General features: G+C 33.1%; 13 protein-coding genes and 2 pseudogenes. 8 read left to right on the top strand and 7 right to left on the bottom strand.

Translation table 11 applies throughout. The features are described 5' to 3' along the window. Positions 1-219: 219 nt before the first annotated feature. From IPK14_01050 to IPK14_01040, 3 genes are all read right to left on the bottom strand, one after another. A complete protein-coding gene (locus IPK14_01050) occupies positions 220-1,305 on the bottom strand; it encodes a formylglycine-generating enzyme family protein (GenBank protein ID MBK7992028.1) in 1,086 nt (361 codons plus the stop codon). Between the two features lie 34 nt (positions 1,306-1,339). Continuing rightward, positions 1,340-2,806, bottom strand: coding sequence for a serine/threonine protein kinase (locus tag IPK14_01045; protein ID MBK7992027.1), 1,467 nt, complete (start codon positions 2,804-2,806; stop codon positions 1,340-1,342). A gap of 61 nt (positions 2,807-2,867) precedes the next feature. Further along, on the bottom strand, positions 2,868-3,308 hold the full coding sequence (locus tag IPK14_01040; protein MBK7992026.1) for a hypothetical protein: 441 nt from the start codon (positions 3,306-3,308) through the stop codon (positions 2,868-2,870). 139 nt (positions 3,309-3,447) lie between these two features. On the opposite strand from IPK14_01040, the gene IPK14_01035 reads away from it, so the two are divergent. Beyond that, on the top strand, positions 3,448-3,822 hold the full coding sequence (locus tag IPK14_01035) for a TetR/AcrR family transcriptional regulator (GenBank protein ID MBK7992025.1): 375 nt from the start codon (positions 3,448-3,450) through the stop codon (positions 3,820-3,822). Between the two features lie 223 nt (positions 3,823-4,045). On the opposite strand, the gene IPK14_01030 is transcribed toward IPK14_01035, so the two are convergent. Continuing rightward, positions 4,046-4,705, bottom strand: coding sequence for a GAF domain-containing protein (locus tag IPK14_01030; protein ID MBK7992024.1), 660 nt, complete (start codon positions 4,703-4,705; stop codon positions 4,046-4,048). Between the two features lie 471 nt (positions 4,706-5,176). Between IPK14_01030 and IPK14_01025 the strand changes: the two genes are divergently transcribed. The 5 genes and pseudogenes from IPK14_01025 (at position 5,177) to IPK14_01005 (ending at position 10,150) form a co-directional block, all read left to right on the top strand. Beyond that, positions 5,177-6,610 (top strand): beta-propeller fold lactonase family protein, encoded by a 1,434-nt coding sequence (locus tag IPK14_01025; GenBank protein ID MBK7992023.1) that lies wholly within the window; start codon positions 5,177-5,179, stop codon positions 6,608-6,610. A 128-nt stretch (positions 6,611-6,738) separates the two neighbouring features. Continuing rightward, positions 6,739-7,485: a DUF4331 family protein gene (locus IPK14_01020; protein MBK7992022.1), complete on the top strand. Its 747-nt coding sequence runs from the start codon at positions 6,739-6,741 to the stop codon at positions 7,483-7,485. Then, positions 7,437-7,967: pseudogene (locus IPK14_01015) on the top strand (DUF4331 family protein). The gene IPK14_01020 and the pseudogene IPK14_01015 overlap by 49 nt, the downstream one beginning before the upstream one ends. An 85-nt stretch (positions 7,968-8,052) precedes the next feature. Continuing rightward, positions 8,053-9,390: a tetratricopeptide repeat protein gene (locus IPK14_01010; GenBank protein ID MBK7992021.1), complete on the top strand. Its 1,338-nt coding sequence runs from the start codon at positions 8,053-8,055 to the stop codon at positions 9,388-9,390. A gap of 385 nt (positions 9,391-9,775) precedes the next feature. Beyond that, the gene (locus IPK14_01005) at positions 9,776-10,150 is read left to right on the top strand and encodes a response regulator (protein MBK7992020.1); all 375 of its coding nucleotides are present in this window, start codon (positions 9,776-9,778) and stop codon (positions 10,148-10,150) included. 72 nt (positions 10,151-10,222) lie between these two features. On the opposite strand, the pseudogene pip reads toward IPK14_01005, so the two are convergent. From pip to IPK14_00990, 3 genes and pseudogenes are all read right to left on the bottom strand, one after another. Next, positions 10,223-11,126, bottom strand: a pseudogene (pip, locus tag IPK14_01000) (prolyl aminopeptidase). 110 nt (positions 11,127-11,236) lie between these two features. Then, complete coding sequence (gene clpX / locus IPK14_00995; protein ID MBK7992019.1) at positions 11,237-12,481, bottom strand: ATP-dependent Clp protease ATP-binding subunit ClpX; 1,245 nt, start codon at positions 12,479-12,481, stop codon at positions 11,237-11,239. A 78-nt stretch (positions 12,482-12,559) separates the two neighbouring features. Continuing rightward, positions 12,560-13,822 carry a serine/threonine-protein phosphatase gene (locus tag IPK14_00990; GenBank protein MBK7992018.1) on the bottom strand — a complete coding sequence of 421 codons (1,263 nt, stop codon included), beginning with the start codon at positions 13,820-13,822 and terminating at the stop codon, positions 12,560-12,562. Positions 13,823-14,040: 218 nt separating this feature from the next. On the opposite strand from IPK14_00990, the gene IPK14_00985 reads away from it, so the two are divergent. Next, the gene (locus IPK14_00985) at positions 14,041-15,078 is read left to right on the top strand and encodes a DUF4388 domain-containing protein (protein MBK7992017.1); all 1,038 of its coding nucleotides are present in this window, start codon (positions 14,041-14,043) and stop codon (positions 15,076-15,078) included. A gap of 188 nt (positions 15,079-15,266) precedes the next feature. Further along, positions 15,267-15,608 (top strand): STAS domain-containing protein, encoded by a 342-nt coding sequence (locus tag IPK14_00980; protein ID MBK7992016.1) that lies wholly within the window; start codon positions 15,267-15,269, stop codon positions 15,606-15,608. The last annotated feature ends 21 nt before the right edge of the window (positions 15,609-15,629 follow it).

Genomic DNA, 15,629 nt, shown 5'->3' with positions numbered 1-15,629 from the left:
AAGAAATATAAACCTTTCTTGCTTACTTTTCAACTTACAATAACGCTAACTAAACAATAAAAAATAAGTTATAAGCTTTTATAATGTTTAGTTTAAGTAAGTTTATTTGCTACTTAATTAGTTTTTGGAAGTTTATCTTTATCTAAAGCACAGCGAAACCCATAATCAAATTGTCTTCCATCAGGTAGATCTGAATTACGCTTAGAAACTTCTATATTATCAGCTCCAGTATACCAGGATCCCCCGCAAAACTTTTAATTTACCTTTTGCCGGGCCTGTAGGGTTAGTTTTTGGGCTATAGTTATAATAATCTTTGTCATACCAATCCGAACACCATTCCCAAACATTGCCCGACATATCATAAAGGCCATATCCATTTGGAACATAACTTTTTACTTTTACGGTTGGAACGTTTTCTAAATCAATTATTGCTCGACTTAGACCAAAATTAGAATTTTTTTCTAGTGAAGGCATTGCACTACCCCAAGGATATTTTTTATAAAATATTCCTCCTCGTGCAGCATATTCCCATTCTGCTTCTGTAGGAAGGCGTTTTCCTGCCCATTTTGCATAGCTTTCAGCATCTCGCCAACTAACACTAGTAACAGGATGATCTTTTCGATCTTCAGTAGCAAAAACTCGCCAATTATAATCATCTCCTTCTAGTTCGGCATCCGTTATATAGTTTGCATCTTTAACAAATTCCTCAAATTGACTATTAGTCACCTCTGTTTGATCTAAATAAAAAGAATCTACAAATACTTCATAAACTTGTTGATCATTTTTATCCAATTCTAGATCCTCTATTTTAGGGCGAGTTAACCATCCACTACCAATTAGCACCATGCCAGCAACTTTACTATTAATTATTTGGCTTTCAGGTGTTGCAGGCAAACGAGAAAAACCATTTTCTACTATTTCTTTACTTGCTTCTAAGTGATTATTAACCATTGCAAGAAAATATAAATTGTGACCTTGTTCATCTTTAACATCTTCTATATTTAAGCCCAAGGTAGATAAGGCTTTAATAGTACTAGCATTTCCTGTTATAGCTGCATTAATTAGGATACTATCCTTTGAGAAAAACCAACTAGTAACTATTATTAGTATTATTATAAATAAACTAGCCATCCGTCTAAAAGGAGATAGATTAGTTATAGTTAATTTTTCTGATAGATTTTGCTCTAGTATTGCAATAGTTTCTTCTCCTCCAATATAACAAGACCTTCTATAAATTAAAGAAAAAGCTATAGCAATAGGTGGATAAATTACACTTAAAATTAAAAATGGGAAAGCTGCAACCATTATAGGGATATAAAAATCTACTTTTTTAATTAAATTAAAAAACTAATAAAGTATAACCAATATAACTTTTTAGACCTGGTTTAATTAGCTTAAAGCTATCAAATATAATTAAAAATATACTATAGAGCTTACCTAGTATTATTAAAAATAACTTTCTAGGTAATGTCATTAGCGACAGTAAAATTGTTGAAAAATTAGTTTTTATTAAGTTTTCTTGTCCAATAGTTTGAGCAACTAAAGCAATATAAGAAATATTGGCAAGTATTATTACTAAACCAATCAAGCCTTGTTCAACTAAAAAACCTAATTTAATGCTTTGTTGAGAGAGAAATACTTCAATTAACCAGGCTATAAGAAAAAATGGTAAATTTATTAGAACTCCTATTTTTAAGAAGGTTTCATAGTGTTTTTGATATAGTTCTAAAGCTTCTTGCATAATAGGAATATCACCATCAGCACTAGTACGAAGTGCCGTAGCAAAGGCAAGGGCAGAAACAGGTCTATCTTCTGCTTTTTTTGCCAAAGCTGCCATTACAATTTTAGAAACGGCTTTTGGTATTTTGCTAGACTTTAATGGCGGTGGAAGTTCAACACTATGTTTATAAATAAGCTGATACATATCGCCAGTAAAGGGAAGTTTACCACTTAGCATTTGGTAAACTATTACACCTAAACTATAAATATCTGATTGAATCTCTAATTTTGTTCCAGCACACTGTTCAGGAGACATATAAAGAGGTGTTCCCATTATTGTCCCTACCTTTGTTTCCCATTCATTAGTAGCATTATTAGTAAAATGAGTAGCTTGCTGAACTACTTTTTGTGTTTCAACTGAAGCAATTTGTGTTACTGCTTCAGTATCAATATTTTTTACACTTTGAATTGCAATTTTAATATTATCCAAGTTGCCTGTTTTAAGTAAACTTTCTACTTCAGAAGTAGGTAGTTTAGTTTTTAACATTCCTGTTAAAACTTTGTTGGTCTCATCAACATTATTCTTTAATTTAGCTAGACCAAAATCTAGTAATTTTACGTTATAACCTCCCCGTCCATCAGGTTCTAACCAAATATTATCTGGTTTTAAGTCTCGATGAATAATACCTTGTTTATGTGCTTCAAAAAGTCCGACGCAGATTTGTTCTACTATTTCAACAACAAATTGAACTCTTAATTTCCCTTTTCTTTGCAACATATCTCCAAGGTTAGAGCCATTAAGATATTCCATTACTAGATAAGCAATTCGTTTTGAGTCTATTTCTGTAAAACCAAAATCAGTAACATTAACAATATTAGGATGACGAAGCCGTCCAGCAGCTTTAGCTTCAAGCTTAAATCGTTCTACAAACTCAGTATTAGACATAAATTGAGGGGCAATTACTTTTACTGCTACTAAACGTTCTGTGCCTATATGAATAGCTTGGTAAACCGCTCCCATTCCACCCTGGCCCAGTAGCTTTTCAATCCTATATTTAGCATCTAATACTTGTCCATTTCTTAGCATAAATACACGATTCCTTAACACACAATCTTAAAACTAAATTTATTAGAATTTAGGAATCTAACTATTTTTTTGAATTAGCAGAATTTTCTGAAATCTTAATTCCTAGAGCATTAGCAAAATCTGATATGCTTTTATAAACCTGTGAAACTACTTGATTTGCTACTCCAGCCTTTACTTTTTCATATTCTTCTGGAGTCATTTTTCCTACTAAAGCAGTTAATTTATCATTAAATAGAGGGGCTGCTTTCCAAGTATGTTCATTAAGTAAACTAGCTAATTCACTAGTTAATTTACTTGTTTGATTAGTTGAAGTTTTACGGCTAATTACAACTGCTTTACTTGCAATTTGACTAGCACAATCAACTGACATTTGTTCTATCATTTTTTTTGAAATTTTTTTTGTTTGTAGTGGTAATAAATAATCTGTAATTACTTCTTGCACTACTTGAGCTATTTCTGTTTGCATTTGTTGAAAAGCATCAGATTTATTTTTTTCTGACATTAAAAAACTCCTTTACCTTATATTTAAAGTAACACTAAAAACCTGTAATAATTCCCTAAAATTTATCTAGAAATTAAAACTTATTGGAAAAGCAGTCTGTTTTTGTAAATTATAAATTACATTTGATATAATCGAAGTCGTGGTCACTAGATTAACCCAACAAAACCAAATTCAAGAAAAAATTCTAGATACAGCAGCACAGCTATTCTATGAGAAAGGCTTGCAAGCTGTTGGTGTTGATGAAATTGTCCTTCAAGCTGGCATTGCTAAAATGACACTCTATAAATACTTTCTCTCCAAAGATCAATTGATATTAGCTGTTGTAGAACGTAGTGAAGAAAAGTGGTGGAATTGGTTTACTACTAAACTTTACCAACGTAGTAAACTACCTAAAAAACAATTATTAATAATATTTGATTTATTATTTAGTTCTTTTCAAGAAACTAACTATCGTGGAGAACCTTTTATAAATGCTCAAATCCGTGTCTTAGACACAATGTACCCTATTTTTTAGTATCAGAAAAATTTATTAGTCAATTAAAAGATCTTATTTTAGATAAAGTTAAATTAGCTAATATCGCTAACCCTAATCAAGTAGCTGAGCAATTTATATTGTTAATAATAGGAGCAAATATTTTATGTAATATTGACAAAGAAATATCAAAAACAGCTATCCGAAATGCTAAAAAACTAGCATCCCTACTACTAAAAAGTTGTTCTTTAGAATAGTAAAAACTCTAGCAAAAATAGCTGCTTTGATTATTGACCTTTCCATGCCAATTATGCCAATTAAATTCACCTATTTGATTTCCAAGATTAGCCATCAAATCTAAAAGGTTTTCATCTACTGGCTGAAAATTCTGCAAGAAAAACTCCATTATTCCAAATACTTCACAACCAATTAAAATAGGAAAACCAAAAGCAGAATGTAGCCCTATTTTATTTGCTACATTTGCACGAGGAAAATTATCATCTTTGACTACATCTTCAATCCAAGTAGGTTTATTGCTAATTAACAATCTACCTGGCAACCCTACGCCAGGAGAAAATAAAGTCTGTTGACTAACTAACTCAAACTCTGTTTCTTCTCTTAAAAAAGAACTTCGCCAAATTTTTGTGCAACATAAACTATTTAATTCATAGTCATAAGACCAAAAAAGCCCTAATTGAAAACCTAAATTCTCACAAACTGTTGCTAGTATTTTTTCACAAATTTGATCAAAACTAACAGCAGATCTTAATAATTCTGTAACATTTCGCTCAATAATTAACCGCCGTAAAATAACCTGTAATTCCTTATTATGGGCTTCTAACTCAGTAATTTTAATTTGTTTTTTTAAAAGCTCTTCTTGAAGTAGCTCAATATTTGTTTTTTTAATTGATTTATTTAGTTTCATATTTTCCCCTCAAAACCAATGGTCTATTTAGGTTAGAATTTAATCTTACTTAAAAATCTTATACTAGCATAATTACTACTAAATGGTTATAACAAAATCCTAATTTTCTAGCTGTTGTTTAGCTTTAACTATTATAACTGCCTACTAATATCTTAACGTAAGTAAAAAACCACTCCTTTTTACACTTGATTTTTAAATTTTTACTTATATATTTAGACTGTTAGTACAAAATAATAGACTATCAGTATAAAATAATAGACTATTAGTATCATTAAGTATAAGGTATAGAAGATTTAAGAAAATTTAATTAAATCTCTCATATAAAAGTAAATAATAGAATTAGCCACTTAAAAATCAACCATTCTCTATACCAATAAATAAATTCTTAAATCCTTTTTGGATTTAACTAATAAACATATTCAATTGATTTATTTAGTTACTAGGTGACTAAAAATCTAAGGAGAAGAACATATGAAAGGCCGGCTAATAATAAGCTTTTTGATGTTTACAATGATATTTCTTATTCTGTCTTTTACCTCTACTGAAAATTCTCAAGCTCAAAGACAAAAAAAACAACAAATCCATAATGATTGGAATGAGAACTCTTACCCAGATGACAATGAAGATATCCCACTAATGGATGTTTATGCTCCTCCACAATTTCAGCAATCCACTGGCCCAGGAAATCTTATTTATGTAGAAGATAACCTTTCTCAAGGCTCTGGGATTATGATTTTTCGTCGTGGCAATGATGGTAGTTTAACTAAGTTAAAAACTATCTCAACTGGTGGCAAAGGAATGTTTGATGTAACAGGCTTTAACCGCGCACCAACTGGGGTTTTTGCTGCTGTTGACATCGGGCCATTTGAACACGATGGAATAATGATAATGAATGATGAAAGAACCCGCCTTTTTGTTTGCAACCAAGGTTCTGATGATCTTTCAGTATTTGATGTTAGTGCAGATGGACTAGATCTAACACCTGTTCCAGGTTCCCCATTTAAGACAGGTCGTATTCCTTCTAGTGTGGCTATTGCAGCTTTTGATACTGTAGTTGTTGTTAATAAAAATGATCCTGCTGGTAATCCTAAGCCGCCTGGCCTACAAGGTAGTGTTATGACCTATAAAATGGCTTCTAATGGTTCATTAACTCCTGTGCCAAACTCAGAAATTAAATTTCCTGGTGCAACTTGTGGTGAAGGAGTTATTTGTAATCAAAGCTCTACACCATCTCAAGTAATACCTAGTATAGATAAGAAGGTTGTTTTTGTTAATGATTTCTTTGCTGGTATGATTCGACCATTTAAGGTTAATCCTGATGGAACATTAACAGCAACTAAACCTTTTAATATACGTTCTTTAGGCCCAAGTGTGCTACCTATCAATTTAGGTAATTTCCCTTTTTCGCTTGGTCTAGGAATACATCCATCAAAAAATATCTTATACACAGGTTTACTATTTGAAAACAAAATTGGTGTTTTTAGATATAACCCAAATAGTGGAAAATTAAAATTTGTCCGTGCTATGCCTAATGGTGGCTCTACGGTATGTTGGTTTTATATTAGAAAAGATGGTCGCCATATGTGGACATCTAATCAAGCCTCAAACGACGCTTCAACCTATGATTTAACGGATCCTGAAGCTCCAGTAGAAACACAATTAATAAAATTTGAAGGTTGTGGAGAACCATCACATGTAATTGGCTCACCGGCTGATACTTGGATTCACTTTACAAATTCGGCTGTAACTAATAAATGCTCCCAAAAAGATCCTAACACCAGAAGCAATATGATCCATACATTAAGAATTAACTCTCAAACAGGTTTTCTTACAGAGTTAATTCAACCCCAAGTAATGATGGAACTACCTCTAGGGGAAAGAATTCAAGGTGTAGCTTCTAAGTAATTAACCACCTAAGAATAACAGGTAATGAAATTGATTAATATAACAGCCAAAATTATTAAAAACTTTTAACTCTTGAGATTAGCTTAAATTAGCAATTATCTCATTTAACCTGAGGTTAAATTATGTTTATGAAAAAACTTAAATATATCTTTTTTGGATTTGTGATAATGTTTCTTTTCTCTCTTCCATTGCTTTCTGTTTCTCCACCAACACAAGCAGCAGATCATGCTGAAGCGCCTTTTGTTGTTGAAGATCCTGGGGCTGATCTAGCAGATGTTTATGCTTTTCTTGATCCAAATGATAATAGCAAAGTTATTTTAGCTATGGATGTTGAAGGCTTTGTTGTTCCAGCCGAATTACTAAACCTTTGCTGTTTTCCAGAAAATGTAGTTTATCGATTTGAAATTGAAAACACTGGAGATGCCAAACCAGATAAATTTATTGATATTAAATTTGGAACCCATAATTCCCGCCGAGTTGCACAAACTGCATCTATTAAATTGCCCGATGGTAGAACATTTGAAGCACTTACTACTATTCAAAGCCAACGTGGAAATGTAAATGATGTTTCTGTAGCCAACCCACTAAGAGTAACAACAGACCCTGTTTCTGGAGTTTCTTTTTATGCAGGTTTAACGGACGATCCTTTTTTCTTTGATATTGTTGGATTTAATCGCTATGTGATTAAGCTACAAGATAGAGATCCTTCAGCTAAAGACGACCTTACTCGCGCCCGTGATTCATTTGCTGGATTTAGTATCCATATGATTGCAATTAGTGTTCCAGCAGAATTACTTAAAGGTAGTGGTAATATTATTGGTGTAAATGGTGTTACACTTCGTGCAAAAATTCTGTTCGTTTACCAGGTGGTCTAACTAAAGATAGTGGTGAGTTAGTTCAAGTAGACCGTATGGCAAACCCAGTTATTAACACTGTTTTAATACCTGCTATTGCTCGTAAAAATGAATATAATGCCTCAACCCCAATGGATGACGCAGCAGGTAAATTTACTTCTGATATTGCATTCTCATTTAGATTTATTAGAACTTCTGATGAAGCAGCCAGTGCTGTTGCAGGACTATTAAAACAAGGCGATTACTTACGTCTTAACCTTTCCACACCTAATAGTAGTCTAGGCGTAGGGGAAGCTTTTGGTAGTTCTGGCTATACCGGTTATCCAAATGGCCGTCGTCCTGGTGATGATGTAATTGATATTATTCTCTTTTTTGTTAATAGCCTCTCACCATTAGGAGATGGAGTTAGTTTTAATGACAAAGAGTTTGGAAAGACCTTTCCATTTTTTGCTGCACCACATCAACCACCTCGGCCAAGTGATGCACCAACTACACAATTTTAACTAAGCATAACATTCTTTTGGACAAGGCGATTGCCTTGTCCAAACTTTTTTACTAAAAATTTAAACTTTTAGACTTATTTAGCAAATGAAAAAAAAGTTTTTAATCCTACTTTTTTGTTTATCTATTTTACTAAATTCTTGTAAAGCTTTAAGTTCTACAAATATTTCAGAGCAAAATTACCAACCAATAACTAAGCCTTTACCCGAAGATCAAGACACTAGCCAAGCTTCTATTAGATTTTTAGAAGATAAAATAAAACAAGACCCTGAGGATTTAATAGCCTACAATATGCTAGGCAACCGCTATCTTAAACGCCTACGCGAAACAGGAAATATCACTTATTTAGATTTAGCACAAAAAGCAGCAAATGAATCTCTAAGAGTTTTTCCAGCAGAACAAAATATTGCAGGTCTAGCTCTACTAACAGCCGTTGAATACTCTTCGCATGAATTTACTAAAGCTAAAGAACACGCCGAGCTTTTATTAAAATTCCAACCTAATAAAGCTTATCCTTATCAATTATTAGGCGACTCGCTGCTTGAGTTAGGCGAGTACAAAAAGGCAGAAGATATATTTAGAAAAATGGAAAAGCTTAAAGATCCTAGTAATAATGCTAGATTTGCATTAGTTATTAGAATCGCTCATCTTGAAAAGCTTAAAGGAAATATTGCAAAAAACAAAACCTATCTTTTAGAAGCTCTTAATATTTCCCTCAACCTACAACCTCCTTCGCGTGAGTCAACTGCCTGGTGTTTATCCCAACTTGCAGAAAGCTGTTTTTCTACTGGTGATTATAAAATGGCAGAAAAATATTATTTAGATGCTCTAACAGCTTTTCCAAAGTATTTTCGTGCAATGGCTGGACTGGCCCAAACCAAAGCAGCACAACAGGACTTAAAAGCAGCTATTTATGATTATGAACAAGTTATTGATATTCTACCTGACCTAACATTTATCGCTTCTTTAGCAGATCTTTATAAATTAACTGGAGAAGTAGAAAAAGCAAATCAAAAATACCAACTACTTGAAACTATAGCTAAATTAAACCAATTAAATGGAGTGCTTTACAGTCGGAATCTAGCCCTTTTTTATGCCAACCATAACATAAATCTTGAACAAGCTTATCAGCAGGCAGAAACAGAATATCAAATAAGAAAAGACATTTATGGGGCTGATGCTTTAGCTTGGACAGCTTTTAAGCTTGGAAAATTAGATATAGCGCAAATTTCTATTAAAGAAGCTCTAAAATTAGGAACAAAGGATGCTAAAATTTTCTACCATGCAGCAATGATTTCTAATGCACTTGGTGATAAAGAGCTTGCAAAAAATTATCTTCAACAAACATTAGAATTAAACCCAGAATTTGATCCTATTGAATCCTTAATTGCTAAAGAATTATTAAATAATCTAATTACTCTGTAAACTAAATTTACTGATATTTTAATCTTAAGCCCCAACGGGGCGACATAACTGTAGCCTAGGGCTTACGCCCTAGGAAATAATAATTAAGTCTCTTCAAGCCTTGAAGGGTGGGAATAGCTGATTATTATACCTAGGGTTCAAACCCTAGACTACATATCTTTCGCCCCGTTGGGGCTTTAAAAAATAAAAATGTCAAAAAACTTAGTTTACGCTGTACTAATTAAATAAATCAAAATTAATTATTTTTTAATATCTACTTTATCGATGCTTGACGCTACAACTTAAACGTAATACCATAGAGTTTTAGCCCACTTGAAACAGGTTAAAAAGTTTAATCCATTTTCCTCACTTAAGCATTTTTCTTTAGTTATAAGGGGGTTGTTGCATGAAAAGAGTTCTTGTAGTAGATGATGAAGAAGATATCAGAGACCTTTTATATGACATCTTATCTGACTCTGGCTATGAAGTAGTTTTAGCTGAAGATGGCTTAAAAGCCGTTAGTGAAGTTAAAAAAAACCCACCTGATTTAATTATTTTAGATGTTATGATGCCTGTAATTAGTGGCCCACGCTTAATGCTTTTACTACGTTCTTATACTGAACCTGTTAGTAAAATACCTATTATTATTTGTTCTGCATCACACGTTGTTGATGAGATTTTACATTCTGATGAATTTGATGTTCAGCCAGAAGATTGTATTTCCAAACCTTTCCAAGTTAAAGATTTACTTCGTAAAGTGCAAGACCGTATAGGTCTTTAATAATAACTAAAATATATTACTTAATCGTTAAAGTAAAAAGCAGGTAGTACCTGCTTTTTACTTATGTAAATACTATAGTATCTTAAACTCATCTGTTGCTCTTACCAAAGCATCAATAATTCCTTCTTCCGTTGCTGAATGTCCAGCAGTAGCAATAACTTCTAGTTTAGCTTCAGGCCATGCCTTATGTAGTAACCATGCACTCATCATAGGACAAACAACATCATATCGACCCTGCACAATTACCCCAGGAATATGGCGAATTTTATCAATATTTTCAATTAAGTAATTATTTGAGGAAAAGAAAGCATTATTCATAAAATAATGGCATTCAATCCGTGCAAGTGGAATAGCTTTAGAAGGATCCCCAAAACTATCAATAACTGATTGAACAGGAATTAATTTAGAAGTGCTACCTTCCCAGATACTCCAGGCTCTTGCAGCAGCAAGTTGGATTTCTTTATCTTCACTAGTAAGCCGTCGATGATAAGCCGATAACATATCGCCTCGTTCTTCTACAGGAATTACACTAATATAATCATCCCAAACATCTGGATAAATTGCATGTGCGCCTTCTTGATAAAACCATTTAATTTCTTCTGGGCGACATAAAAATATTCCTCTTAAAACCAGTGCTACTACTCTTTCAGGGTGAGTTTCTGCATAAGCTAAACTTAAGGTACTCCCCCAGGATCCTCCAAATACAACCCAACGTTCAATCCCTAAATGTTGGCGTAAACGTTCAATATCTGCAACTAAGTCCCAAGTAGTATTTTCTTCTAAACAAGCAAAAGGTTCACTACGACCTGAGCCACGTTGGTCAAAAACAACTATTCTATAAATATTTGGGTCAAAAAAGCGTCGGTGCATTGGGTCTGAGCCGCCTCCGCCCACCATGCAAGAAAACTACTGGTTTACCTGTTGGATTACCGCTTTGTTCATAATAAATTTTGTGTATTTCTGAAACTTGAAGCATTCCTTCTTGATAGCTTTAAATTGGGTCAAATAAAGTTCTCATTTTTCCTTTCAAAAACAAAATAGGAAGCAAGATTTTTGCTTCCTATTTTTTATTATTAAAAATTTCTATTAACCAACTTGCTCTAAAGCTTGAAGTGAAAGTAAACCGCTTTCTACCATTTCACTTGTAAGGATAAATTTCTTTATCTTACGTTGTGAGGGTAGGGTATAAAAAGCGTCTAACATAATTTTTTCTAGCACTATTCTTAAACCTCTTGCTCCTACTTTTAATTCCATAGTCTTACGTGCAATTGCTTCTATGGCTGAATCAGTGTAAGTCATACGAATACCATCTAACTCAAATAGTGCTTGGTACTGTTTAATTAAAGCATTTTTGGGTTTAGTTAATATTTCAATTAATGCAACTTCATCTAGCTCATGTAAAGAGCTAATAGAAGGTAATCGGCCAACAAATTCAGGAATCATTCCATATTTTATTAAGTCTTGAGGCTCAACATGACTAAGCATATTTGACTTAACGCTAAAGCGTCGCTTGCTAACATCAGCTTGAAACCCTAGGGCTTTTCCACCTAAGCGACGTTCAATAATTTTATCTAAACCAACAAAAGCACCGCCACATACAAATAAAATATTAGTAGTGTCTACTTTAACTCTATCCTGTTGGGCATAACGGGCCCCCCGTGCTTGAGGAACAAAAATTTCTGTTCCCTCCAATACCTTTAATAAAGACTGCTGTACCCCCTCGCCAGAAACATCACGAGTTATAGAAGGGTTTTCATCTTTACGCGAGACTTTATCAATCTCATCTAAATAAACAATTCCTATCTGAGCTTGTTCTAAATCACCGTTAGCTGCTTCTAATAGCTTGCTAATAATATTTTCTACATCCTCACCAACATAACCTGCTTCAGTTAAAGTAGTTGCATCAGCAATGCAAAATGGGACATCTAGCATTCGTGCTAGAGTTTGTGCAAGTAAAGTTTTTCCTGTACCAGTTGGCCCGATTAATAAAACATTGCTTTTCTGTACTTCTACATCATTCTTTTTATTAGCTCCACCCTTTTTCTTTACTGCAATACGCTTATAATGTTGATAAACCGCTACAGCCAGGCGTTTTTTTGTTTCATCTTGCTGAATTACATATTGATCCAGAAAACGTTTTATTTCTATTGGAGCAGGTAGCCCACTTTGATGAGGCTCTACTTCTTTAGTATTATCTAGTAATATGTCATTACAGATATTAATACATTCATTACAAATATAGACCGATGGCCCAGCAATTAGCTTTTTTACTTCACGGTTCGATTTATGACAAAACGAACAACGCGGTACTTCCTCAGTAAATCTCACTATTTCCTCCTTGCTGTTTTGGGTATTTTAAATCGAACCCTAACAGATTGAAACAACGTTTTTCCGTTCTTTTAACTATTTTTAGCTATCTTTTGGATAAATATTCTTAGCCGTTAAACGTTCAATTAAATTTCTTGCTTTACGTGCAACAATTTCTATTTTTTGTGTATTTTTAATAGCATGTTCTAAATGAACAATAGCCTTTTGTAAAGCAGGGTCTAGCCTGCCTTGTTGTTCTAACCATTTTTCCAAAACCTGTATCTGCTCTACAACTTTAACTAATTGATTAGCTGAATTATGAAGCAGTTCTATGGATTTGTCACTTTCTGATAAAGCTTGGCTACGTGCTGGGTAAGAAGTAGGTGACATTACTCCTAATGTAGAACGAAACACTTTTTCTTCTCTTTCTTGTAGTTCTGAAACCATTTGTTGGGTAATGCGTTTTTGTTTTCCTTTGTTATTTGAAAGTGGATTAAATGCTGTTAATACTTTTAAGGAACTAGTTATAGATTTACCAGTACTTTTTGGTAAAGCGTCCCCTTCAAATTTTGCAAGTATTAAGGTTATGTTATCCTCTCCTCCTCTTTCTTTGCTTAATTCAATCATTGAAGTTACAGCTTGTTCAAGGTTAGGCGATTTAGTAATAGTTTCCTCTATTTCTGTAGCTGTTAAATTATTAGATAATCCATCAGAACATATTAATAGAAAGTCATCCTGACATAATTCAAGAATGGTTACAGCAACATCCAAGTTTTCTTGTCCTCCTACAGACTGTAAAATAATATTACGTGTAGTTTCTGATGGTTGTCGTTCTATTTCCATATCTGATGTTTGAGATAATATTTCAAACAAAGATTGATCAGTAGTAATTTGTTTAATTTGGTTATTTCTTAATAAATAAGCACGAGAGTCTCCAACTTCAGCAATATAAACACGACTCCCTGATATTAAAGCAGCCGTAATAGTTGCCCCCATACCTTTTAATTGGTGATTTTCTTTCCCGGCCCGCCAAATTAATTTATTAATGTGTTCTAAAGCTTTTACTAGCCAATCTACTTCATAAATAGCCGACTTACTAGCAAGTCGTAAAAGTTCTAACCGTAGTCCATAAACAGCTATAGCAGAAGCTATTTCTCCACCTTCTCTACCACCTATTCCATCAGATACAGCCATTAGTAGCCGGTTATTTTCTATGTTACGTCGGATAGACTGAGGGAAACTATAGCCTTGTCCATTTACTAAATCAGCAATAATAAAATTATCTTCGTTATTATCCCTAAAATTACCTGTATCAGAAGAAGCATAAACCGAGGTAATTACACAAGGTGCATCTACTTTTGTCATATAAATAATTACCTCCTTAGATTTTTAATATAGTTGCAGGATGTATATAGTTTTATCCCTAAAGTTGTCAACTTCTTTTAATTCTACTACTAGACTTTAGCAGACTTATTTGTTGCTGTTAAGTGTACTGCTAAGATAATATAAGCACTTATAATAATGGAAATCGTTTTAGTAACTTAATATCCATAGCTAATAGTTATTCTTAAAATAAATTACTTATGCAACAAACCAGTTTAATAGATACTTCAGAAATAAAATTCCTTAAAGACTGTGATACTTTAAGCGGACTAGGCGAGGAAATCTTAAAAGTTATTTATAACTATGGTCAAGTTCTTATAATTGAACCTGGCAACACGATTTTTGTTGCTAATCAAGCAGCAGAAAAGTTTTATATTGTAAAAAGTGGTATTGTAGAAATTTGCCGCGAAGATGAGCCAGGGCAATTAAAAGTAGTAGCCTATATGGGTATCTCTACTTCTCTAGGCGAAATAACTATGTTAACAGGCTCAAGTTATACTTCTTATGCTAGAATGCCTGGAGGAGGAGAAATTTTTGCAATTAGTAGAGATATATTTTTATCTTTATTAGATATATTGCCAGAATTTGGTAAATCTTTATCTACTTTATTTGCTAGTCGTTTAGAAGCATTAATTAAACATACTAAGATAGACAGAAGAGAGCAATTTCGTGGTAATTTTAAGTTTTTTGACCTAACAACCATAATTCAAACTATTGTTAGTTCTCGCCTTACAGGAACTTTAAGAATAAATAATTATAGAGAAGAATCTATAGCAGAAGTAAACTTTGAAGAAGGAGAAATTCGAGGAGCTTATCTAGGAAATTTAGTAGGAGAAGATGCTTTTTACCAGCTTTTCCAGCCACCTCTAAAGGAAGGGACTTTTGATTTTAAGAGCGGCCCAATTCAGCATACTGGCAATAGTCGTTATGATATTTTCCAACCAGCTTCAGCCCTTTTAATAGAAGCAGCACGCCAACAAGATGAATTACAGGAAATGAGTAGAAAAATTAATGTAAGGGACGTTTTTACTCCTGCTAAAGCTACATTGCTTTGGTTAGGAGAAGAATCTTTTATGGAACTAGCTAATCAAGTTTTTCAAATACTAAAAATTTCTCCTTTATCAGTCGCACAATTACAAGAAAAAGTAGGTCGTTGTTCTTATTTAATTTATTCTGTAATTAAAATTATGTTGGTTACTAAGCAAATAAAGAGAACAGATCTAAAAATTAAAGAGTAATAAGTTTATACTAAAAGTCTTGACACAGTTTTTCTAAGTATGTTCAAATCTTTGTTTAGTTAAAACTAAGCTTGTTATATATAATAAAGTTAATTATCTATTTTATTTATAGAAGTCCAACTAGTAAGTTTGCTTGAAGGGAGGCGGCGTATTTTACTGATCCTCAAAGGGTTTGACGCTGAAAATTAATGAATATCACAGAGCGACAAGTAGGAGATGTAACCATACTAGACCTAGAAGGAAAAATTTTACTTGGCGAGGGGGATGTACAATTAAAACAACACGTTGCAGATTTAATTACTCGTGGAGTTAGACGAGTAGTATTAAACTGTCAAGAAGTACCTTATATGGATAGTTCTGGGTTAGGTGAAGTGGTTCGTTGTTATACAGCAGTAAAGCGGGCTGGAGGCGAGCTAAAGCTTGTAAATTTAACCAAACGTCTAGTAGATCTCTTTACTATTACTAAGTTAATTACAGTTTTTGAAACTTTTGATTCTGAAGAAAAAGCTCTAAAGAGTTTTCAAAAATAAATAATTGATTTGCTATCAAAA

The organism is Blastocatellia bacterium, from assembly GCA_016713405.1.
Classification (GTDB): Bacteria; Acidobacteriota; Blastocatellia; order Chloracidobacteriales; family JADJPF01; genus JADJPF01.
The sequence above is the reverse complement of the archived record's forward strand: the minus strand, read 5'-3'. Positions and strand labels throughout refer to the sequence as shown.

Bases quoted from the DNA above. Each gene is read 5' to 3' on its own strand.
- IPK14_01020 (MBK7992022.1), top strand. From the start codon at position 6,739: ATGAAAAAACTTAAATATATCTTTTTTGGATTTGTGATAATGTTTCTT.
- IPK14_01050 (MBK7992028.1), bottom strand. From the start codon at position 1,305: ATGGTTGCAGCTTTCCCATTTTTAATTTTAAGTGTAATTTATCCACCT.
- IPK14_00980 (MBK7992016.1), top strand. From the start codon at position 15,267: ATGAATATCACAGAGCGACAAGTAGGAGATGTAACCATACTAGACCTA.
- IPK14_01010 (MBK7992021.1), top strand. From the start codon at position 8,053: ATGAAAAAAAAGTTTTTAATCCTACTTTTTTGTTTATCTATTTTACTA.
- IPK14_01040 (MBK7992026.1), bottom strand. From the start codon at position 3,308: ATGTCAGAAAAAAATAAATCTGATGCTTTTCAACAAATGCAAACAGAA.
- IPK14_00990 (MBK7992018.1), bottom strand. From the start codon at position 13,822: ATGACAAAAGTAGATGCACCTTGTGTAATTACCTCGGTTTATGCTTCT.
- IPK14_01005 (MBK7992020.1), top strand. From the start codon at position 9,776: ATGAAAAGAGTTCTTGTAGTAGATGATGAAGAAGATATCAGAGACCTT.
- IPK14_01025 (MBK7992023.1), top strand. From the start codon at position 5,177: ATGAAAGGCCGGCTAATAATAAGCTTTTTGATGTTTACAATGATATTT.
- IPK14_00985 (MBK7992017.1), top strand. From the start codon at position 14,041: ATGCAACAAACCAGTTTAATAGATACTTCAGAAATAAAATTCCTTAAA.
- IPK14_01045 (MBK7992027.1), bottom strand. From the start codon at position 2,806: ATGCTAAGAAATGGACAAGTATTAGATGCTAAATATAGGATTGAAAAG.
- IPK14_01030 (MBK7992024.1), bottom strand. From the start codon at position 4,705: ATGAAACTAAATAAATCAATTAAAAAAACAAATATTGAGCTACTTCAA.